The organism is Pseudoalteromonas ostreae (assembly GCF_018069805.1).
Classification (GTDB): Bacteria; Pseudomonadota; Gammaproteobacteria; order Enterobacterales; family Alteromonadaceae; genus Pseudoalteromonas; species Pseudoalteromonas ostreae.
Window position 1 is genome coordinate 22,195 of record NZ_JAGPYN010000014.1, and the last position, 22,388, is coordinate 44,582.

General features: G+C 36.7%; 18 protein-coding genes, 2 tRNA genes and 1 pseudogene. 14 read left to right on the forward strand and 7 right to left on the reverse strand.

All coding sequences use genetic code 11. The annotated features are described in order from the left end of the window. Positions 1-30 precede the first annotated feature (30 nt). Positions 31-696, forward strand: a complete 666-nt coding sequence (locus tag J7338_RS12495) for an HD domain-containing protein (RefSeq protein WP_210797382.1) — start codon at positions 31-33, stop codon at positions 694-696. A 111-nt stretch (positions 697-807) separates the two neighbouring features. On the opposite strand, the gene J7338_RS12500 is transcribed toward J7338_RS12495, so the two are convergent. Further along, positions 808-1,788 (reverse strand): ion channel, encoded by a 981-nt coding sequence (locus J7338_RS12500; protein ID WP_210797384.1) that lies wholly within the window; start codon positions 1,786-1,788, stop codon positions 808-810. An 85-nt stretch (positions 1,789-1,873) separates the two neighbouring features. Between J7338_RS12500 and J7338_RS12505 the strand changes: the two genes are divergently transcribed. Beyond that, the gene (locus J7338_RS12505; RefSeq protein ID WP_210797386.1) at positions 1,874-2,605 is read left to right on the forward strand and encodes a M48 family metallopeptidase; all 732 of its coding nucleotides are present in this window, start codon (positions 1,874-1,876) and stop codon (positions 2,603-2,605) included. Between the two features lie 38 nt (positions 2,606-2,643). On the opposite strand, the gene J7338_RS12510 is transcribed toward J7338_RS12505, so the two are convergent. After that, positions 2,644-2,728, reverse strand: a tRNA-Tyr gene (locus J7338_RS12510). A 49-nt stretch (positions 2,729-2,777) separates the two neighbouring features. Next, positions 2,778-2,862 (reverse strand) — tRNA-Tyr (locus J7338_RS12515). Positions 2,863-2,974: 112 nt separating this feature from the next. On the opposite strand from J7338_RS12515, the gene J7338_RS12520 reads away from it, so the two are divergent. From J7338_RS12520 to J7338_RS12530, 3 genes and pseudogenes are all read left to right on the forward strand, one after another. Next, entirely contained in the window at positions 2,975-3,496 is a 522-nt protein-coding gene (locus J7338_RS12520) for a VC2046/SO_2500 family protein (RefSeq protein WP_210797387.1), read from the forward strand. 158 nt (positions 3,497-3,654) lie between these two features. After that, complete coding sequence (locus tag J7338_RS12525; protein ID WP_210797388.1) at positions 3,655-3,957, forward strand: DUF6172 family protein; 303 nt, start codon at positions 3,655-3,657, stop codon at positions 3,955-3,957. Between the two features lie 168 nt (positions 3,958-4,125). Next, a pseudogene (locus J7338_RS12530) lies at positions 4,126-4,371 on the forward strand (general glycosylation pathway protein); the annotation flags it as partial. Positions 4,372-4,414: 43 nt separating this feature from the next. On the opposite strand, the gene J7338_RS12535 reads toward J7338_RS12530, so the two are convergent. Together J7338_RS12535 and J7338_RS12540 are read right to left on the reverse strand one after the other, a co-directional pair. Continuing rightward, a complete protein-coding gene (locus tag J7338_RS12535; RefSeq protein WP_210797389.1) occupies positions 4,415-6,034 on the reverse strand; it encodes a M28 family metallopeptidase in 1,620 nt (539 codons plus the stop codon). Positions 6,035-6,266: 232 nt separating this feature from the next. Then, the gene (locus J7338_RS12540) at positions 6,267-6,506 is read right to left on the reverse strand and encodes an RNA recognition motif domain-containing protein (RefSeq protein ID WP_145241401.1); all 240 of its coding nucleotides are present in this window, start codon (positions 6,504-6,506) and stop codon (positions 6,267-6,269) included. A gap of 194 nt (positions 6,507-6,700) precedes the next feature. Between J7338_RS12540 and J7338_RS12545 the strand changes: the two genes are divergently transcribed. From J7338_RS12545 to J7338_RS12565, 5 genes are all read left to right on the forward strand, one after another. Continuing rightward, positions 6,701-7,411 (forward strand): hypothetical protein, encoded by a 711-nt coding sequence (locus tag J7338_RS12545; protein WP_210797390.1) that lies wholly within the window; start codon positions 6,701-6,703, stop codon positions 7,409-7,411. A 285-nt stretch (positions 7,412-7,696) separates the two neighbouring features. Beyond that, positions 7,697-8,341 carry a TnsA endonuclease N-terminal domain-containing protein gene (locus J7338_RS12550; RefSeq protein ID WP_210797391.1) on the forward strand — a complete coding sequence of 215 codons (645 nt, stop codon included), beginning with the start codon at positions 7,697-7,699 and terminating at the stop codon, positions 8,339-8,341. Between the two features lie 7 nt (positions 8,342-8,348). Next, on the forward strand, positions 8,349-10,214 hold the full coding sequence (locus J7338_RS12555; protein WP_210797392.1) for a Mu transposase C-terminal domain-containing protein: 1,866 nt from the start codon (positions 8,349-8,351) through the stop codon (positions 10,212-10,214). Further along, complete coding sequence (locus J7338_RS12560; protein WP_210797393.1) at positions 10,211-11,104, forward strand: TniB family NTP-binding protein; 894 nt, start codon at positions 10,211-10,213, stop codon at positions 11,102-11,104. The genes J7338_RS12555 and J7338_RS12560 overlap by 4 nt, the downstream gene beginning before the upstream one ends. Beyond that, entirely contained in the window at positions 11,105-12,067 is a 963-nt protein-coding gene (locus J7338_RS12565) for a TniQ family protein (RefSeq protein ID WP_210797394.1), read from the forward strand. A gap of 82 nt (positions 12,068-12,149) precedes the next feature. On the opposite strand, the gene J7338_RS12570 is transcribed toward J7338_RS12565, so the two are convergent. After that, on the reverse strand, positions 12,150-13,022 hold the full coding sequence (locus J7338_RS12570) for a BrxR family helix-turn-helix transcriptional regulator (protein ID WP_210797395.1): 873 nt from the start codon (positions 13,020-13,022) through the stop codon (positions 12,150-12,152). A gap of 275 nt (positions 13,023-13,297) precedes the next feature. On the opposite strand from J7338_RS12570, the gene J7338_RS12575 reads away from it, so the two are divergent. The 4 genes from J7338_RS12575 to J7338_RS12590 are packed head-to-tail and all read left to right on the forward strand — an operon-like array spanning position 13,298 to position 21,568. Continuing rightward, complete coding sequence (locus J7338_RS12575) at positions 13,298-14,521, forward strand: hypothetical protein (protein ID WP_210797396.1); 1,224 nt, start codon at positions 13,298-13,300, stop codon at positions 14,519-14,521. Next, positions 14,518-15,300, forward strand: coding sequence for a hypothetical protein (locus J7338_RS12580; protein ID WP_210797397.1), 783 nt, complete (start codon positions 14,518-14,520; stop codon positions 15,298-15,300). The genes J7338_RS12575 and J7338_RS12580 overlap by 4 nt, the downstream gene beginning before the upstream one ends. 3 nt (positions 15,301-15,303) lie before the next feature. Further along, the gene (locus J7338_RS12585) at positions 15,304-20,514 is read left to right on the forward strand and encodes a coiled-coil domain-containing protein (RefSeq protein ID WP_210797398.1); all 5,211 of its coding nucleotides are present in this window, start codon (positions 15,304-15,306) and stop codon (positions 20,512-20,514) included. After that, complete coding sequence (locus tag J7338_RS12590; protein WP_210797399.1) at positions 20,504-21,568, forward strand: Wadjet anti-phage system protein JetD domain-containing protein; 1,065 nt, start codon at positions 20,504-20,506, stop codon at positions 21,566-21,568. The genes J7338_RS12585 and J7338_RS12590 overlap by 11 nt, the downstream gene beginning before the upstream one ends. 246 nt (positions 21,569-21,814) lie before the next feature. On the opposite strand, the gene J7338_RS12595 is transcribed toward J7338_RS12590, so the two are convergent. Further along, positions 21,815-22,384, reverse strand: a complete 570-nt coding sequence (locus J7338_RS12595) for a hypothetical protein (protein ID WP_210797400.1) — start codon at positions 22,382-22,384, stop codon at positions 21,815-21,817. Between the last annotated feature and the right edge of the window lie 4 nt (positions 22,385-22,388).

Below are 22,388 nucleotides of genomic sequence, written 5' to 3' on the forward strand. Positions count from 1 at the left end.
TCAATGCATTAATTTGAAATTACAGGATTTATGGAACAACGTTTGCCCGTTTTAGTATTATCTGAGCCGTTGCAACAGCTAGAAAATCATTGCCGTGCTTTTATTATGTCGTTAGTAAGTGCTGATGTCGCCCATGATATAACCCATATTGAACGAGTCGTGCGTGTTGCCAAACAGCTCTGCTTTGCTGAAGATGCTTCGATGGCCGTGGTGCTACCCGCAGCATGGTTACATGATTGCGTTGCTGTTGCTAAAAACCACCCTGATCGCGCTAAAGCTTCAACAATGGCGGCAGATAAAGCAATTTCATTTTTAGCGTCAATAGGCTATGACAGGCAATATTTTGATGCCATCCATCATGCTATTGTAGCCCATAGTTTTAGCGCTAACATTGCAATTGAAAGTGTGGAAGCACAAATCGTTCAAGATGCTGATCGTATGGATGCGTTAGGGGCAATTGGTGTCAGCCGCTGTATGAAAGTAGGGGGATCAATTGGACGCAATTTGTATCATCCGGCTGATCCATTTTGCGAGCGCCGAACAGCTGATGATACTTTGTATACATTGGATCATTTCTTCATCAAGCTATTACATATTGCACAGAGCATGAATACACCTTCCGCAAAAGCAGAAGCGGCGCGTCGTACTGAATATATGCAGGTGTTTATTGAACAACTTAAATCGGAGATTGGCTAATTGAACTACCTTGCTTATCAGGTGTCGTACATTGCCATTTAAATGTGGCACACCTTGAGCTAGCGGTTATGTGATACAAAACAGTATTTGGCTTTTACATTACTTTGGTAATTATCGGGTCATACGTTTGACAAATACGACTACGAATAATGCCAGTGAGAAACTTCCGCAAAACGCTTCAATTGCAGCAATAAACCGAGAAAAACCAACAGGGGTAATATCGCCATATCCTAAGGTTGTAAAAGTAACCACGCTAAAATAGAAGCTATTAAGTAGGGCTAATAAATTATCACTTACTGTTGCCGCTGGATTTAACTGCATAATACGACCAGCATCCATCACCCCAAAAATAAAATAACACAGGGCGCAGCAGATGATCAGTGACAAACTAAAACGGATCACATTTTCAGGCTTTTCGCCATACCCACACAGCATATCAATAAAACTCGAGGCTAATTGTTTTTTTGAACCTCTTGGGTATTGTGCGTGACGCATCCGTAATTCTTTGTACGTGAAATTACCCGCCAATTCAAATAAGCCCTGTTGCTCGGAAGCTTTACGTAAGTTGCGAAATATTTCTTCTGATTGTTCAAATAAATCAAGGGCTGCGCTTTTATCTTTATGCTTAAGTGCAGCTTTAGCTTGTTTTTCCTGCAATAGTTCAGTGCCTAGAACAATGTTATCAATACGGGTGTTATTAAGTTTTATACCTAATAAATTTGTATCTTGTAGGTTGCAGTAATGCAGGCTTGCTTCGTGCAAGTTGGCTTTCATCAGGGAGCTGTGGGCTATTTTATTGTTAAACAGGTGGGCGTTGGTGAGCGTTGCACGATAAAAATTACTGTAAGATAAATCAAAGCCATCCTCATCATCTTGTTTTATTAAGTTAAGGCCATTAAGGTTAGCGCGTTGTAATTGCAATCCTTGTAATAACCCTCCCTTTTTTGCATAGCGTTCTAATTTTTGGGTCAGATCTAAGCCTGACTTATCAAACTTGGCATCATGCCAAAAACAAAAACCAGAACCCATGTCTGTTTCTTGACAATGATGGCCATCGGGAGAGGTATAATGACAACAAGGCTTATCAGGCATTTTTGATATCGCATTATTTAATTCTACTTAGTTATAGATTAGCAGTTATTTTGCAAGGTATTATAGTTACCTGTTAATTAGTTAAATGACTGTCGGTCAATTACAAGAGTTAGGTTTGTTTGAATATACATTAAAACGTAGTCGCCGTCGCAAAACTGTTGCTATTAAAGTCCAGCAACAAAATGTCACTGTTTATGCGCCCGTTGGGGTTGCTAAAAAAGAACTTGAAAGCTGGCTGCTAAGTAAAACTGACTGGATCAATGCGCAAATTAACAAGCAAAGCCAAATGCTTGATACTCGCCAATACCCATTACAAGATAATCGCGTACTGGTTTTTTCACAACCTGTGAAACTGGTTTATGGTGTCAGTTCGCGCAGCGCATGGCAGCTAGTAAAAAAGCAGCAGGAAAATGTGTTACAGCTAAATCTTTCTGGACGGGTAAAGCACCAGCAGCCAATGTACCAAACTTTGCTCGAAAGCTTCTTACATGAGCAATTAGAAAATTATATTGAAATGCGTGTACATGCTTATTGCCTAAAAATGGCAGAGGCTTTACCGAGCAGTATTCGCATTCATACATATAAGCGTCGTTGGGGAAGTTGTAATCGACGACGAGAATTGACCTTTAATTTGTTATTAGTCAGTGCGCCGCAGACTATTATTGATTATGTGATTGTGCATGAACTAGCTCATTTGAAATATTTAAATCACAGTGCTGCATTTTGGCAGCGCGTCAGTGAGTTTTATCCTGATTATAAGCAAGCAACAAAATGGTTAAAGCAACACGGTGCGAGTTTACAATGGGTAGTCGAATGAGTTAGTGAGAATAAAGTTCTGCTGATAGATAAGAAAAGTGGTGGAGGGAGCTGGATTCGAACCAGCGAAGGCTGAGCCGTCAGATTTACAGTCTGATCCCTTTGGCCGCTCGGGAACCCCTCCACACTAATTTTGTTACATTTGGCCCCACTTAACTTAGCGGTAAGAAAAGTGGTGGAGGGAGCTGGATTCGAACCAGCGAAGGCTGAGCCGTCAGATTTACAGTCTGATCCCTTTGGCCGCTCGGGAACCCCTCCAATGCAACGGCGCTGATAATAGCAAAGTGAGTATTTAAGTAAAGAAAAAAGCTAAAGAAATCTCAAATAAAGCCGATAAATATCTATTACTAACTGCAATCGGCTAAAGTCTATGCAAATCGATGATTTGTTAATCACAGAGAGTCAACTAAACAATCGTCTTGCCAAAAGTGTCTCAGAACACCGCCGTGGCGAGTTTGCATTATTATTGGCAATGCTTTCTCATGACGTGCTAGATTTTAGTCAATTTCATCTACCTAAAACCCCATTTGATGCACATGCTTCAACACCAAATGAAGCGCAATTACGTGAACAATTAGGGGCTGGGCCTATGCAAGCATTGGCTCCAGATGAATTTGATATGCTCATTGGCCAACATAATGCACAGCTATTACAACAAGGCAGCATGGCAGATATTCGTTTACGCTCGTGCCTTGCGCCGGAACCATTAGTGATCAGAGATGATAAAAATCATATTCCACTACTGGTGATTGATAATTGCGAACTTGCCGTGCGAAAGCGTCATTTAGATAAAGAAACACAGCTGGATCATCCGCAAATGGATGCGGCTGCATTTTACGATAGCCTTAATAATGCAGATCTTCATCAACCTTTACACCTTGCCCAAGCGTGATATTAAGCTGGAATAATTATTGGTAAAAATATTTATTTATTTTAGTGTAAAAAAAGCATCCACAAACTAAATGCAGTTGCTATAATGACACCAAATGGCATTTCCAATTTACTTGGTATTTTTGCCATCATCATTAAATCAAGGTAATTAGGAACGTAATGAAGAAAACATTCACGCTGAATCACGAGAAAATCAAATACCCTCGCATGGTAGATGCTGCAAAGCATGAAGTAAAAAAGTATTTGAAAAGAGAGCGTAACAAAACGTTGCCAATTGATGCTGATTACTGGGCATTTGATTGTAAATTTGGTAACACAGCTGAAGATGCGCAAGTGGTGCACGTTGCTGAAATTAGCAACTCAATCAGCGAAATTGAAAAACAAGGTTTAGAGTCATTTTATGTTGAAATCATTGCTAGAGCTGCACAACGTCAAGTACAAGACTCTGATGATGAAGTTTAAAAGTAATTGATTTAATGACAGAATGGGCTAAATAGCCCATTTTTTGTGTTTGCAAAAAAGTAAGGCAGCCACTGTATTTTGCACTAGTTAGTGTGAAATAGATTATTCTCTTCTTTAAATAGTACAACCTTAGCGTTATTTCATCATCCTCGTATTAGCAATATTCGATTTAAGCACAGCTCAACGCGGCGCACTATCACACGGTTTATTTCAACTATTTTAATTACCGTGTCTATTGAAGCGTTATTCACGATGTTTAAGGAAGTGCTGGGGCAGTCGTAGTATTTATTACCGGCAATTTATATGATGTTGGCGGTTGTAGGGCTATTGATTGCGTTGGCTATTTATGTGTATTTAGAGACAAAAGCCGAAACCTTATTATTGAGCGAACAAGGCAATAAGAAGGGGCATTAATAAAACGGGGTAGGTGCTAAATGCCTACCCCAACTTAAGTTATTTATTCTGTGCGGTCTTGGGCACGACGAGTTTTAAAATCTGAATCGGCTTGCCATTTTGGCCAATCACCGTTGTTTGCCAACTGTGATGCGATATCAACAATTAACTCGATGTCTTGTTTTACACCAGCTAATGACCAGTGAGCTGAGTAATCATCAGCTTCTTTATGGTATTTATGGGCAATATAATCAGGATCCGTATCACCTAAACTCATAAACAGTAAACCAGGTACGCCTTGTTTAGCTAGTGAAAAGTGATCTGAGCGGAAGAATAGGCCGTTTTGTGGCACGGGATCCATTTTTACATGACGGCCTTGTTTGCTTGCGGCTTTGCTAAGGTAGTCTTCCATTTGTGATAAACCTTTACCGTATTGCAGTATGTAATCGGTGCCATCTAGCACATTCATACCATCAATATTTAACAGAGCGACCATCTGCTTGGTAGGGATAAGTTCGCCACTGGCAAATTGCTCTGAGCCAATTAACCCTGTTTCTTCGGCGGTAAAGTTTGCAAAAATAATCGAGCGCTTAAACGGTTTTTGTTTATGTATGTTACTTAATATACGAGCTATTTCAATTGTGGCTGCACTGCCTGAGGCATTATCAACTGCACCATTATAAATTTTTGGCCCGCTATCAGTTTGCTTAGTGCCAAAATGATCCCAATGTGCGCTGACCACAATATATTCATCAGGCGCTTCACTGCCCGTTAATTGCGCAACAACATTGTGTGATTTAGCGTGTGACACTTCGTTTTTAAACGCAAGGTTGGCTGTTAAATTAAGCGCAGTAGCTTTAAAGTCATCGTTAAGTGCTTGTTGCTTTAATTGTTGATAGCTCAAGTTTGCTGATTTAAATAACTGCTCGGTTGCATCGAGTGTTAGCCAACCCATTACCGGTAGTTCTGATGCGTTTAGGTTGTTATCCATTAAGGTGTATTTTGTGCCTGTATTTGAGCTTTCAACTACGCCCCAAGGATATGCAGCTGGCGCTGTTTCGTGCACAATAAATACTGCGGCTGCGCCTTGGCGAGCGGCTTCTTCGTATTTGTAAGTCCAGCGACCGTAGTAGGTCATGGCGTTGCCGGTAAATAGCGCATCGTTTTGCGTAGCAAACCCAGGATCATTTACTAACACAACAACCGTTTTACCCGTTACATCAATATTTTTATAATCATTCCAATTATACTCGGGCGCATTAATGCCATAACCAACAAATACTACCTCTGAATCACGAACATCAATAAGTGGCTGTAATTGCTTCGTTCGCGCCGTAAAATCTTTACCAGCAGTAAAGCTCAAGTCGCCAATTTTTAATTGCATGTTTTGGTCAGCGGTTACCATCGCCATTTTTACTGGCTGTAAAAACTTATTATTATATGCGCCAGTTAATCCAAGCGCTTGGTATTGATCACTTAAGTAACCCACAGTTTTTATTTCACCGCGCGTTAATGGACCGCGTCCTTCAAATTCGTCTGAGGCAAGGGTTTTAATATGTTGTTTAATATTGCTTAAATTTACACCGGTTGTATTGTCAAGCGTTGCTTGTTCTTGAGCAGGCTCTGAACAGCCAGCTAAGCCTAATAATAAAGTTACACTGAGCGACTTAAAAAGAGGAAACATAATTGCAGATTTTTAAGGATACATACTGTGACTATATGGGGTGTCGGTTTTGCTGTCTAGTTTTTTGCCATGAAGCGCAGATATTTTTATAAAATACAATTAGTTGATTTTGGGTACTATGATTTAGGGGCTGAATTAAATTTCGTTGGGTGAAAGGAACTGGCGCAGAAGTTGTGTGGGGAAAGCTAAAAGCCAGCGAAGAGTGCCGGCCTTTTGCAACAAAATAACACGTTTAAGCGTCAGCTTTCTTTACGCGGATCTTGCTTTTATCAACAGTACTTTGATTCAATGCTTTGATTGCTACAGCAGCTTCTGCATCGTTTGGCATTTCTACAAAGGCAAAGCCTTTCGATTGGCCGGTTTCTTTATCGAGTACTAAATTACAATCGGCTACTTTACCGTGTTCAGTAAAAAGTACGCGGATTTCATGTTCAGTGATAGTACGTGATAAGTTTCTAACTAATAGTTTCATAAAGAACCATGTTTTAAAAATAACAGGGGGGATTGTCTCAAGGAAAAGCCGTTTGACCTAATGATTAATTGCAAACCGCAAAAATAGTTTTAGGCTGATAGCCAAAGAATAAAATAAGTTCTCTTATCATAAACAGTTAAAGCATAAGAATAGTTAGCCGATAACAACTTAGCTATAAAAAACAAGGACGTAATATGCAAGTTAACTCGCAAGATACATATCCACTATTGCAACCTACTTCAAACAGTTCGGTGGTTGAAATCAACACTCCAGTGAATAGTAAAGAGCAATTAAAGAGTGAAATGGAGCGCCTAGCGAAGGACATCTATCACAAAGAGCAGTTTAAAGAGCCTGATGCAACCTACTATAAGCCTGTAAATAAAGATACCAATATATTAAGACCTATTGAAGAGGTTATGTATGATATTGGAGTCGCTACAGCTCATTTGTATATGCCTAGTGGTGATGTCCCTAACGCAGTTGAGAAGATGCTTTCACCCTATGATAGCGTTATGGCTGAATTAAGGAGTGAACAGCCTTCTTTAGCAAATAAAAGTTGGGGTATTGCTATCAATGAGTCAGGTGAGCTTACAGTAACTGGTTCTCTTAATGATGATGAAAAGGCAATCATTGCAGGAAAACTAAATAGCAATGAAGAGCTAGTCACTGCCGTTAATGATTTTAAGTCTAATTATTTAAAGTATATTAAGATGGAGCCTAGGGGCTGGGGTAATTATGACGTAAATGAAAGTAATTTTGCGGACGTCTTTGATTTTAGAGAAATGTTAGAAAGCTCAAGGAGTAGCGAAGAGTTTAAAGCAACGTGGGATTATGAAACAAATTGGCTTAAGTTGAATGATAATGTTTCAGCACAATTGAGAAGCAATGCTTCGAAACGAAAATAAACTTTAAGGGTTTAGCATGAAAGGTAAGACCATTAATATAACAAAAAAGCCGTTAGTGATTTAATCCATTACTAACGGCTTTTTCAATTTTGTAAAAATGATTACTTCACTTCTGTGAATTACAACGTTCTGTTGTACTATATTTAATCTATACATTCATTTTTACATTGTTTTGGACTACTGTTCTAAGATGATGATTAAAATTAACGACTTATTACATTAATAAAATGTACTGGTTTGAATACTGATTTTACTTAAATTATAGCTCATAGAAGTAAGTTTATTATGCCAATCAGAAAAATTCCCAAAAACTATAGAAACGTTACAGGTATTGCCGCCCACTCAAAAGCACAGGGGCAAGCTATGTTCGAGTCTACTTTGGAGCGTGATTTTTTAATGCTCTTAGAGTTTGATAAAAATGTAGATGGTTTTGAAGTTCAGCCTATTAAACTAAAGTGGTTAAATGAGCAGGGTAAAAGCCGTTCATATACGCCTGATACGTTGGTTTATTATAAGAAACAAACACAATGTCCTACATTATTTGAAGTGAAGTATCGAAGTGACATTAAAGAAAATTGGAAAATATTAAAACCTAAATTTAAAGCCGCTATACGTTTTTGTCGTGAAAATGGTTGGAAGTTTAAATTAATAACTGAGGTGGAAATAAAAACTACTTACTTGGAATCAGTAAAGTTCTTATTGCCATTTGTTAGACGTGGTGCAGAAAATGAAGATGATATGATGATCCTTGATGACAAGCTGTCACAACTCAAAGTAACAACACCTAAAAACCTAATATCATCTATTTACAGTGACGAAATAAACCAAGCTTCACTTTTGCCAACTCTATGGTATTTAATTGGAGGCAGGCAAATTCAAATAGACTTAGCATCCAAGATAACGATGTCTAGTAAGATTTGGAAGGGGTAACTTAAAGATGGACTCATCAACATTAATTAAAATTGAACTAGGTCAAAAAGTTTCATATGAGGGGCATAACTACAGAATTGCAGAGCTTATTGATTTGTCTCAGGTAATTATTGTGAATGAAACTACAGGTGTCTCATTTACTGTTCCTATCGCTAAGTTAGATAATAAAAAACCGTCTACGCCAACGCAAGTTGAGGATCTCTTAAATATTACAGGTGAGTCTTGGAGTATTGCTAAGTCACGGCTAAAAATAATTAAACCGTTACTGGATTTACCTAGACGAAGCCGCTCAGATGTACAGCATGTCGCAGCTGATAATAATCTTCACACGAATACATTGTATGGTTGGTTAAAGCATTATGAAACGTCAGGTTTATTATCGTCACTCTTGCCTAAAGTTAGGCGAGATCGCGGTTCTACTAAGTTTGATGATGAAATAGAAGAAGTTATTAAAAAAGCAATCGCTACTGAATATTTAACTAAACAAAGAAAATCACAGCGAATGGTAATTGACGAGGTAAAAAAGCTATGCCGTCAACAAGGCTTAACGCCACCTCATGACAATACTATTCGAAATAGAATAAAAGCATTACCTCTTGAGTTAGTTGCTTTGCGAAGACAAGGGCGGAAAGTTTCAGATAATACATTCCGTCCAATTAAAGGTAAGTTTCCTGGCGCAGACTGGCCGTTATCGGTCGTGCAAATTGACCACACAAAATTAGATATTATTTTAGTTGATGATCATTATCGAAAAGCGATAGGTAGGCCATGGATAACACTTGCTTTTGATGTATATAGTCGAATGATTACTGGATTTTATGTTTCTTTTGATCCTCCAAGTGCAATGACCACTGGGCTATGTTTAATTCATTCAATTCTGCCTAAAGAGCAGTGGCTAGCTAAGTACGATATTAATGGGGAGTGGCCTCTTTGGGGGCTGCCTGCAAAAATACATGTTGATAACGCTAAAGAGTTTCGCGGTAATATGCTTCAAAAAGCATGTGAGCAATATAATATTGATATTGAATGGAGGCCTGTTGCAAGGCCAAACTTTGGAGCGCATGTTGAACGTGTACTCGGAACTTTTTCAAAAGAAATTCATGCTTTACCAGGCTCTACTTTTTCTAATACGGCAGAGAAAGGAGACTATGACTCAGAATCCAAAGCATCAATGACACTAACAGAGTTCGAGCATTGGTTAGCAAATTATGTTGTTAACGTTTATCACCAAAAAATACACTCTATGATAGGCATGACACCTATCGCCCAGTATAAGCAAGGTATTTTAGGTGACGAACATAACCCTGGATGTGGTTTGCCTGCAAGAATTAAAGATGAAGAGCGCTTAAAATTTGATTTTATGCCGTATGAACTTCGTTCAATACTCGACTATGGCGTTGTTATCGACAAAGTTCATTACTACCATGATGTTTTACGTCCTTGGATTAACGCACCTGATGAAAATGAACCTAAAAGAAAGCGTAAGTTTATTTTTAGACGAGATCCTAGAGATATTAGTCAAATTTGGTTTTATGACCCCGAGTTACACTCTCACTTTGCTATACCATATAGAGACACTTCGCACCCAGCAATAAGCATATGGGAACTTCGAGAGGCCGTTTCTAGAGCTGAGGCTCAAGGTCGAGAAACGCTCAATGAACATGCCATTTTTGAAGCTTATGAAAAAATGAGAGAAATTGAACTCGAAGCTGTTCATAAAACCAAAGCCGCGCGGCGCTCAGTACAGCGAAGAAAAATACATGCACAAACTGAAAACTCAACACCCAAAAATGATCGAATAACAGATGTGGATTTTGATGATATTACTGAAATTGAAATAGAGCCGTTCGATGAAATGGATGACTGGTCATGAGCTATAAGCATTTAAGTGAGCAAGCCATTGAGCAATTAACGCTTGATGATGAACTACGAATTGAAAAAATTCGTTCTGATCGTTGGATTGGCTATCCTAAAGCAAAGTCTGTACTGACAAAGTTGGATGACCTAATGTCGTACCCACGAATTGAGCGAATGCCCAATATGCTGATTGTTGGTGATACCAACAATGGTAAAACGATGCTTACCAAACGATTTTTGAAACAGTACCCAGCTAAAGATAACCCCAATGGTGATGGAGTGCTTGCACCTGTATTATTAGTGCAAGCGCCTCCTGTTCCCGATGAGGGACGTTTTTATAATGCAATACTGGAGTTACTATTTGCGCCATATAGGCCAAGTGAACGAGTTGATAAAAAGCAATTTCAAGTGATCAAATTATTGCGCTACATTGGCACAAAAATGTTGGTCATAGATGAAATTCATCATATCTTGGCGGGTAATTTAAATCGACAACGTGCATTTTTGAATGTACTTAAATACCTTGGTAATGAGTTACAAATATCAATTGTTGGGGTTGGGACTAAAGACGCGTTTAGAGCGTTGCAGTCAGACCCTCAATTAGCTAACCGTTTTGAGCCAGTATTGTTACCTCGATGGGAGTTTAATCAGGATTTTTTAAGGTTACTAGTGAGTTTTGAACGTATGTTGCCATTAAGAAAGCCCTCAAATTTACATGCTAAAAGCTTAGCTATGCAACTATTCTCAATGTGTGAGGGCTATATTGGAGAGCTTTCACGATTACTTAATGATGCAGCCGTTTATGCGGTTAAAAATAATATAGAAGCAATCACACCAATAGTATTAGATAAAATAAACTGGGTAACACCCTCACAAAGAAAGCGTCAGTTAGACAAGGCAATTTAAATGTTGTCTGGAAAATTATGGCCAGCTCATCCGCACCCATTACCAGGGGAGTGTTTATCTTCATGGATGGTGCGAACTGCACATCACAATGGCCTTAAAGTACAAAGCTTTGGTCATTTTGCTTTTAATAAGCGTTATGAACTTTGGAATAGGGATATAGATAGGCTAGCGCCTGAAAGCTTGTTAGAGCAGATGTCAGTAAAAACGGGGGTAACACTTAAGGAAACAAAGAAAACAACGCTAAGTCTATTTGAAGGGCGTTTATTTGAGTCTACAAGCCTGTCAGGTCAGCTACGCTGGATAACACCGCTTAAATTATATCATCGCATTTATGCAGGTTTTGGTATGCAATATTGTCCCTTATGCTTAGCTGAAAGTACAGACGCTTATTATCGAATTGCTTGGCGAGTGGCTTTTTATACTTTTTGCCCAAAACACTTAATACTCATGGAAGATAGGTGTAGACATTGTGGAATGGCAGTTGCCTTTCACCGAATAGAGCTTGGCAAATATCACCAGTTAGATGCTCCAGATCTAGCGGTGTGTTGGAAATGCGGGCTAAGCTTAACTGATTTCACTCCTACTCCTGTTAGTATTTGGCACCAGAATGTACATCGAAGGTGGAAATGGAAGTTAGCGGTGTTAGACCGTGGTTTTGTTAATTCAGGTCAAATAAAGACCCAAAGACTTAATTTACTGCATCAGCTTTGTAGAATTATTGCCTCACATTCGTTGGCTCCCGATTTGCAGCAATACTTATGTGAAAAAACAGATATGCCGTTTCAACATATAAGTGATGTAAAAGTAGCATTTGAGCAACGCTCTTTATCTGAGAGGCATTATATTTTAGAACTCGCATGGTGGTTAATCGAAAAATATCCTAGGAAGATTATTGAAGCCATAAAGTGCAATAAGTTACGACCTCATTATCTCTATAAAGATATACCGAGTCTAAGATTTTAGTGGTAATTATTAATAGTGTATAACAAGTTTCTATAACAGAAATAACTAAGCATACTCAGCTGATTTTATTAAATACCACTGTTTATAACAACAAAATATTTTGCCAATTGGAACATTCAATTAATTGCCTTGGTGGCTCCAAATTCGAATCTAAATATAGATTTTTAATAATATAATAAGCTAACGGCTGTCGCATTTTTATATTCAATTGACCATTGAGCATATTAAAATCCATACTTACTAATTTTTGTTGGGCTGGTGTTAGTTTTCTGTGGGGTTGTATCTTTAATTCAATGATATGTTCCCAAAGTTCGTCATCAGGTAAATTGGTATTAGTAGATAAGTTTTTCTTTAACATCATGCGTGAGACTACAAAATCTCGATAATCATTTCTTAACATGCAAAATGCTCTTGTATGCCAACGCAGACCATCAAAAATTAAATGTTGTGGAAAAATAATTCTAGTATCCCCATCCGGGTTTTTCATGCTGTGATATTTAATTTCAATACCAAGTTTTTGTTCGGCACAAATCACAAGATTACGGATTGTTGATAATTCGGGCTGTCTATCTATCACAGGGGGGCTATATAGGTAATCGGGAGCATTCCCAGTCCATTGCATATTAAGAAAGCTATAAGATAATAACGTATTGAGTGACTGTTTTCTTCCTACCGGTTGGAACAATGGTGTTGCCTTATACATTTTTTCTTTACGATCATAAATAACGTTGTTTTCTCTCAACTTGATGTAAATAGATATATCTTTACTGGCGTTAGTTTCATGTAAATCAAATTGTTTACAAATATCTTCCCTACGCAATCTACCTGACCAAAACAAATGTGCATCAATAAAACGAAGTCTTTCTTTTCGAATAAAAGGCTCATCTAAATCATCAATAAGGTCATTAAACTCAATTTTGTTTGGTAAAAGGTATATTTGTTTTTTTTCAGTCATATTTTTGATACCAAATTAAATGATTACGCGACATTATAAACATTATACATAGTAAAATGCTACGGGTACTTTACAGATAGGTTATAAGATCGTACAATTTTTATACCCATAGTAAAACGCTATACGTGATGCTAAATTTTGATACTGACAACCCTTTCATTGCAATTTGCGCGGCAACGTCACGAATAGTGCAATTGCAAAGTACTAGCTACACGAAACATTCTGGTGCACTTCAACCAATTGCGACTAAGCAACTCAATGGTAAGTATATTTACATGGCTCAGAAGTTACTGGAAGTTTTAGCTGAAAGAACGGTTTCTGGAGATACAGGATATATTAGCCTTGATTTAATATGTCAGCAGTTAAATGCCAACTATATTTCAATAGAGATTGATGAATTGAAATTAACAGCTAAGTTTTTAGCTCAAGATAGTGAGTTTTTTTATGATATTGAAAATGGGCAAACGAATTCAACACGTAAGCTTACCAAGCTGTTAGATTATCAAATCCGGTCTGAGAGGGTAAGGTTAACAACTGCTTCAAGACTTCTTTATAGAGTTACAAGTTACTTCAAAGATTGGATGTTTGAAGATAAGGAAGTAGAAAAGATCGTTAGGGCAATAAAAACGAGAGAATTCCATAGAATACCTTCATTAGTAGAAAGTAACGTTGTGATGTTTCGCTCACTAAACGAAGAAATTACTCGAATGTATGAGTCATCTGATTATGATGAACTAACCGAATCTTATTTGAATCGTAGACGTGTCTATCAAGAAACACTTTCTTTGTCGCAGGAGGCAGCAAGAGCGGCCATACTTATGCTCTCAAGTGACGAAGCTAGAGCAGATATAGAGCACTTGCAAAACACAAACCCTGAGACAGAAGTTACAACTAGGCGTTTGCTTGCTCATATAAATGAATTAATAGCAGCGATTGAAGCGCTTAGTCGAAATTTTAGTCAACTAATTAATATCTTGCAAAAACCACGCGACTATAGGTTAGGAGTAATTGATTTTAGTAGTCAGGCTGCTAACTTCGCTAAATCAACAATTAGTGAAGAAGTCTTACTGGACTGGACAAATTCTCATTTCGGTTGGCAGCTACCCCATCACATTCATTCTGTTATCGATTTTTCAGGTGCATTAGTGCTTCCTAATAGAGACGATACACCAAAAGTCATCTCTGTAGATTTTGACGATGGTAACGATCCGATATTCACTTGGGTTGAGCAGAATCACAAGGAGTTATTAACACACCTTGAATCAGGGCCAAAACAATTACATTGGTTGATTAATCATTTTAATCATTTTAATCAAAATCAGAATTTGTCAGAAATGGATGATATTTATGACCTATTTACTACAAGCTTCGATGAACAGAAGTTGGTTGAAGATATCACTGTTCGGGTTAATAGTGACTGTCAACACTCGCTGACTCTGGCCAATGGCAGCAAAATATTGCTATCTGATGTTACGCTATCTATAGGGAATATAATATGACACTGGAAGAAATCGGGCACACTTATAGTTTTCTACTTAAAAAACGAATTGCTAGAAGTTATAAAGCCAAAAATATTGGAAGTGACGAAAGGTATATTGGAGCATTATTGGAGAGAAATATTGATTCAATATCAGATCTTCAATCTTTTCTTTATTCACAACAACTTAAATTAGAAATATTAGATGCTCAAGCATATAACTTAGGTGATCATGGTAATGCTTTCGTATTGATACCTAGCCACTCTGATACTGAAATACTCCCAACACATCTTCGTACTAAAGAATTGTGGGATGCCGTCAAAGATGGCGCACGTAACGAAAACAAATACATTTCAGTGGTATGGACATCCTATCTTTATCTTCATCTGCTGTATGCGTTATATACCCAAGAAAATCGGCCGATCCAAGCAATTAGTACTTTCAAAGATTCATGGATTTCGCAGGATGATTTCACAACTCGTGTAATTGAGGGAATTGAAGGAATGAGGACTGAAGAATCTTCCGATGATGAACAGAAAACTATAGCAGATGTACTTACTGATGCCAAAGTAACTGATATTAGTAAGCGCGTATCTCGTTTTTTCTCTGCAATGGAGCGCTTTAACGTCTTAGAAAAGCTTACAGCTAAAGAAGCTGGGTTTAATTTTCAAGAGTCGGAAAAGTACATATATACCCAAACACTTTGGTCGGCTGTTGATATAGCGAGAAACTTTTATCGTAATGCCTCATTGGTACTTACCTTGCCAAGTACCAACAATATTAAATCATTTTCGGAGTAACTAATGGCATTAATCACTAAGGTAGAGGTATCTAACTTCCTTAACACTGAACGAGTAGATCCTTGGGATCCTGCATGGAAAGCACATTGGCCACACCTATGCTTGGATTTTGATGGCGAAAATGCAATCGGGCGTGTTGATAATGGGCGAGGAAAAACACGTCTGTGTAATGCTATATTTACCATATTAACAAGAGATAGAACTCTACATGCAGAGACTAAGAGGTTGCTTGCACCATCGAAAAAAGGGATCTCTAGTCATGTTCGTATTGAAGTAAAACAACAAATAACAACAGGAAGAGAGCTTTTCGAAAGCGGTGTCGAGCATTATGTGATGGGGTTATATGGGTGTTATGACAAAGATATTACATTTTACCTTTATCAGGGAAAGTTGTCTGATTGTCCTGTTGCCTTTATTCAAAATGAAGATGAAAGCAAAAAAATCGAATTAGTTACAGATAAGCAATTCAAAGAAGTACTTAAAAATCAAAAAGGTTACCAAAACCGTAATCGTAGTGAGTACATTGAAGCAATAAGTTTGTTGTTCGACATGGGCTTTCTTCAACAGCAATTGAATTATCAAAAATCAGGCGGGGGAGATGGCACTGGAAATTTCTTTTCACTGCAAAATTCTCACCCTAAAGGAGAAGAATTCAGTACATCTTTTTTTTATGAGCATATAGCTCCACACCTATTAATGGATGTAATGGGAAGCTTTGCTGAAGAAGATGAAAAGCACTTTGTTGATACATTGGTTAAGTCATCTCGCAAGGTTATAGCCGTTGAAATCAAACAGGAAAAGGCTGAGCAAGATAGAGACGCTTATAACGATTTATTTGATTGGCTGTCTGAAGCTAATACATTGATCGAAGATTACCAATATGATGAAGCTCAGCTTCATAAACAAATAAACCTGCTTAACCATCAATTAGCAATGATTAATCGCATTACTTGCAAAGATCCTCTTGAAAGATTGGTCGCTCCTATTGATTGTGAGCCTTTAGAAGGTAATCAAGTAAGTAAGAATTCAATTGCTAACCAACTTTCTTACCATGAAGGTGAATGGTTAATCAGTGATATGGCATTGGCACAATATTTAACATCAAGCGTTTCGAGCATTAACAAATTATTGCAGGAAAAAGGAGTTTTTCTAAAAAAGATAAAAACAGAGCAGGCCATTGAAATATCTAGGAATTTAAAAAATACCAGAGATCCGAGAGGTAAGCAAAACAGTTACTACACGCAAGCAGATGTAAAAATATTAATGGATTTAATTGGAGAGAATCGCATTATTATTGAAGGTGGGAAGGAACATTTACGCCGTTCGATAAATTATGCCTTCGATATTAGAAATAAACTCCCATCTCCTAATCCTGTATACGACGAGCTATGTCAGTTTAAAGGTCATATTGAGAAGCAAAAACTAGAGCAAAAAGAATTACAGGAAGAAAATAAGCAACTTGGAATGCAGCGAAAAGCACTTCAAGACAGTATTGAAAAATATGAGTTAAATGAACAAGCTTATATCGCAATGTGTGAATCATCTGACTTTACAAAAGGAGAGCTTGAAACACCTACAGCAACGTTTGTAACCATCGAAAAAAGCAAAGATGATAATGATGGTCGATATGAAGCACTTCATAACAGAAACGCTGCATTGTCACCGTTTCGGGAGCACTATAATGTTGCAAAAAATATGTTCGGAGAGTTAGAAAATTACTCCTCTCAGCTTGAAGAATTAGAAAAAATATCAAGTGAATTAAAGGCTAAAAAAGAAGAGTTAGAAAAAGAGTTAAATGATAGGAGTGATCAGCTTGATACAGATAGGGGGACTTTAACTAACTTCGGTCAAGAGGCTGAAAGTCAGCAAGTGAAATTGAACGAGATGATCTCTAAACAAAATGATTACGATGCTGTTAAAGAATATTATTCGGATAGCGAACTAGCTACTACCGAAAACCTCCAGGATAACCTTAAAAAGGAGATGGAGGCAAAAAATCACGAATTGGACGCTGTAAAACAATTTTATCAAACTCTTGCTAACAAACTTGAACAGTTAGAATTAGTTGTAGATGATTATCATTTTGTGACTAGCAAATTCAAATGTGATAATCCACAACAATTTTTAACCAATAAACAAACAAGAAAAAACGAGCTGACTGCACTAATAAGCAAACACGAAACAGTTAAGGCGCAACTTGATGAAGAATTAAATAGATTGCCAGCAGCGAGTAAATTTTTTGGTGTTGTAAAGGATTACTTTGGTAGCCTATTTCCTGGTGTAGGTATAGGTGCTATTGAAAACTGCATTGAGAATAAGTTGAGTGAAGTCAAAGCCCAATTGTTTGAACTGGATAAAGAATGGAGCGAACAGTTTGATTTACAATCTGCTATTGAACAATTTGAAAGCAAATATGACAAGGATATTGATTCGGTAATTACTCAGATAAATACTGAATACAGAAATAAAGCTGCAATTTTAGGGCGAAAAAAGCAAGAGTTAATATCACTTAATACGCAATACCAACATCTGAAAGAAAACGGTGAAATAACACCAAGCAATCTTGTTAATCAAATCCTCTCTGAATTAGAGTTTTCAGGCGAAACTGTACATCAAGTGATATTTGGAATGGGTTTAACGGAAAAACAATTAGCCAAAGTTCTTGCTGAGTTCTCTAGTGTTCTTCACGCACCTGTTGTTGACACTGATGTACAAGCTACTGAAATGCTAGAGCACCTTATTGATGCAGGAATGGATTACCCTGTGTTTTATCGTGAAAAACTCATTGCATACTGCAAAGATAACAACAGTACTTCTGCGTTACTATCGTATGAATCTCTTCATGTAAAAGTTCTTAAAGATAGTAATTATCTACCTGAGTTATTGTTGCGATTAGAGGTACGAATAAGCGAATTAAAACAAGAAATAAATGATACTGAAATTGCAATACAAGCAATCTCGCCAGAAAGTGATCAATACATATGGCTGCAACGTGTAAAACAAGCATTTCGCCAAGATACACCAAGGAAAATTATCTCCTGTAGTGAGCGTGTAGATGAAACCGCTAAGGAATATGAGCGCTTAAACAATATAAAAGCCTCTAGAGAGTTTCTTTTAATTAAAATTGCGAAGTACTACGAGCAAATAGGTGGTGATGAAAAATTAAATTCAACTATTGAACAACTGATTGATACTGAAACCTTGTTAATAGGGTTAGCTGTGGAGAGAGATGAGTTAAATAGTGTTTTAACTGACAAAAACATAGCACGTTTTCAAAATTCTATAAGGTTTATTGCTTTAGGAGGTATAGACAAGTTAAAACAAATTGAAATCGATTTAAACGACATTGAGTCGAAGCAGGAACAACTCAAAGCTGAAGTTGTTGTACTCAATAATAAAGAAATACAGTGTTATGCTCGTTTAGCTAGTGCTCAGTTGTTTGTTTATAAGGGGGGGTTATCTGTAATAAACTCTCTAGGTAGAAAGTTAGCCGAAATTAAACCCAAAATAAAATCACTTAGTCAACATGTAGAGAATGAAGGAATAGAATGCAGGAAGCTTTCTCAAAAAGTATCAGATTTATCTGAAAACTATACTCGGGCTAATGGTAAATACTCAGAGTGGAAAACACCATTAATGCAGGCCGCTTTGTTTGTGAAGGAGGCTGGTCCTGTATTTGATCAATCCTATACAAGTGAGAAATATAAGTTATTTGAAGAAAAACGCCTATTAGAACGTAAATTAAAGTTTAATTTTGAACAAGCACAGGCATACGTTGATATAAAAGGTGATGAAAATTATAACGTTACATTAATTAGCAAAATTCAGTCTATTAATGAAACTATTATAAATAACGATGACCTTATACAAAAGATAACTGATGATATAGAGAGTAATCAGGAAAAAATTCCAGATAAAACTATCAAGGCTAAGGAATATCAAGAGGAATATGTGAAATTCATGCGTATGCATCACCTGGTTGCAGAATTAACGTCCTGCTTACAAACAGAGCTAGAAATAACATTTGAAGATACAGAGTTAAATTCGTTCACTAAGTATGCCATCAATATTGAAGCTGAGATTAGAGAAGATCAGACAAGAGATCTTGAGCAGACTGCGGAGTTATATCTTAATCTTTTTGATGCAATTGAAGGCTTAGGTTTGAAAGTTGCATATGAAGAAATATCAGTTCTCAAAAATACTATCAATAGCAAACAAAAAAACATTGTAAGTACTATAAAAAGTAATCTTGAGAAGGATAAAGTCATTCGTGATGCTGAGCGCCAGGAACTAATTCATGACGACATTAGCCGTATTATATTAGCAGTAAATAAGTTAAAGCCACATATCGAGCAAACGGCCATTGATAAGGAAAAAATAGTAGAACGGACTGCGGAAGACGTTAAAAATCAAAAACAGACATTAGCAAATAATATGGTATTACTTACTAACACATTGAAAGAAAACTTAAAGTTAATGAAATATTCTTTAGGTAAAGGCAGCGGTCAAGCCGGGTTTATACTTGACTCAAACGTTATCTCTGATGAACAAATACAGGATCAAATTGATAAAATGATAACCTCAGTGAGAATTGAGGAAGAGCGCTTTCAAAGTGATTTAATAAACGCCGAAAATAGGTTAGTCAGCAAAACTGAAAGTCAGCATATCGCACAATTACAAGAGAAACTGAAATTAGAATTCAATCGTTCAGTTTTTATAGGTAGCGATGATAAAAATAATAATCTTCCTTCTATCAAAGTTGTTCATCCAAGATTAACAGCGGATAGATTGGTTCCATTATCTGAAATGTTTTCAGTTGGGCAAAAAGCTGCAATTGGTTTACTGCTATTGGTAAAATTAGCAGCATTTAATTCAGAGCGAGTAAACAACACCAGCACTGTCAATCGTGTAAAACGGAGCCTAATTGCGGATAAAGTAGTGCTTATTGACGGATTATTTTCCAATTTGTCGGATAGAAAAATGATTAACGATTCATTGGAGACAGTAATGAATATTAAGGATGAATTTCAGATTATAGGCTGGCTGCATAACCCATATTACAAGAACAACTTTGATATATTCCCTCGCTTTTACAATATATCTCCAGCAAACCGAAAAGGCGTATTGTTACATGCTAATCAAATAAAGCCGGATGAAAATACTCAAATGGCATCAATGACATTGCAACTAGAACCGGAACGGAATGATGCCTGAAGCACTAGATGTAATTAAAGTTCACTTAGTTAAGTTTATTGGCGATCCTGGTACCAGACTGCTTAACCCAGGAACTTTAATTAAGCGACTAATGAGTAAAACGAACTTAAGTTCAATCGATATACAGCAAGCATTATTACACTTATCAAAAGCGGGAATCATAACTGGAATAAACGTTCGCGGTATTCCTGTTAAAAAAGTTGGTTGGACCGATATCAGCCTTCATCCTGTGTCTGATAGTCGAAAGCTGGTTGAGGGTATCATTGATGAAGTAACTGATGATCAATATATCCGTGATGTATTTGTCAAACACCATAAATACTTTAACGGTCTAAATGAACATGACACAGTGATACTTTTAAAAAGTTTGTTGGCAATTAAAGAGTCAGAAGATACACATATACATGATCGATATATTTTTAGTGCTCGTCAGCTACTTGGTAGTTCAAAAGTCCTGAATAACATGTCACGGTTAGTTAAAGATTTAGAAATCTCGTTACCCCAGGATAAAGCAAATTATTATATTTTAACTGCGGGTAAAGCAGATGCATCACAGGTTTTATTTGTAGAGAATCCTCGCGTATTTAGCTATCTAAGGCAATATGCACAAAAGTATGATACTTTAATAATTTCGTCATATGGTTACGGGTTAACGTTAGAAAATTTTTCCGAAAAGATTAATAATAATTTCATAATTGCCTGTCCTTCAGATAATGAATCACAGGCCGATTTAAAAACTATAATAACCAAACCTTCTGTCATTTATTGGGGGGATTTAGATAAAACAGGTTTAGCTATATTTGAATCATTACAAAAAAGCATTAATCAACTTAAGCTATCCTCTATTTATGTTGAAATGCTTAATGATGTTGTAAGTTGTGGGCATCCTTATCACCGAATTTTCGAGAAAGATGGTCAAAAAGATATACAATACAAACTACCTATTAGTTCAAGAGTCATCGAATACTGTTTTAATAGAGCCTTGGATCAAGAAATGTATTGTGAAGATAGATATTTACTTCGTATATTTAAACCATTAGAAAATTTTGAATAAGCGTATTTAGTATATTTGTGAGAATAATATAAAAATTAAGTACACAAACGGTAGCAAATTTATCTAAGGATATTTAATATGAAATGCCCAGCTTGTGAAATACACATAGAAATAGAAGCTTGGCAGAGTCCAGACCCCAGACCCCTTTCTTTGTTTTGAGTGCGAACAGCTCCAGCTCCTGTATACGGATGAAAGTACGTATACAGGAGCAACAAATACGAAGCTAATCATATTAGATGAAGTGGATTAATTTATTTTTTTAAATTCAATGCCATTAAAATCTTTTAGTTCAACTAATCGTTTAAATTTTTCACCACAAAATAGCCCTATTCCATCTAACAACTTAGATTTAAATAACAGCTTTTCATTTATATCTGAATCAACAAATGAAAAGCTTTTAAAACCACTCCTTATACCTTTTGAGTAATCTTCAATACAATTATCTAAATCCTCAAGCCCAAAAACATGTAAGTTAAAAAGTGCCATTTCTAAGCCATTTACTTCAATTTTAAGGAACTCACCATACTCATTTAAAAAGTGGTATAGGTAATCATAAGCCTCTTTTGATAAAATTAAAAAGCCGCCTTGAATATATATATCAATATTTTCATACATAGGAGACAATGATTTAACAGACATAATATCAGGCCATATATTAAGAATAGAATCATTATTAGCATGTAAATCAAAAATTTTAATCATAAAATCAGCTTCGGCAGTGTCTGTATAGCTTTTTAATGATTGATACATGGAGTAAGGGTCAAAATCTAAAATATCACCTTGGTCATTCTTAGAGTTAATCTTATATACTGTCATCACT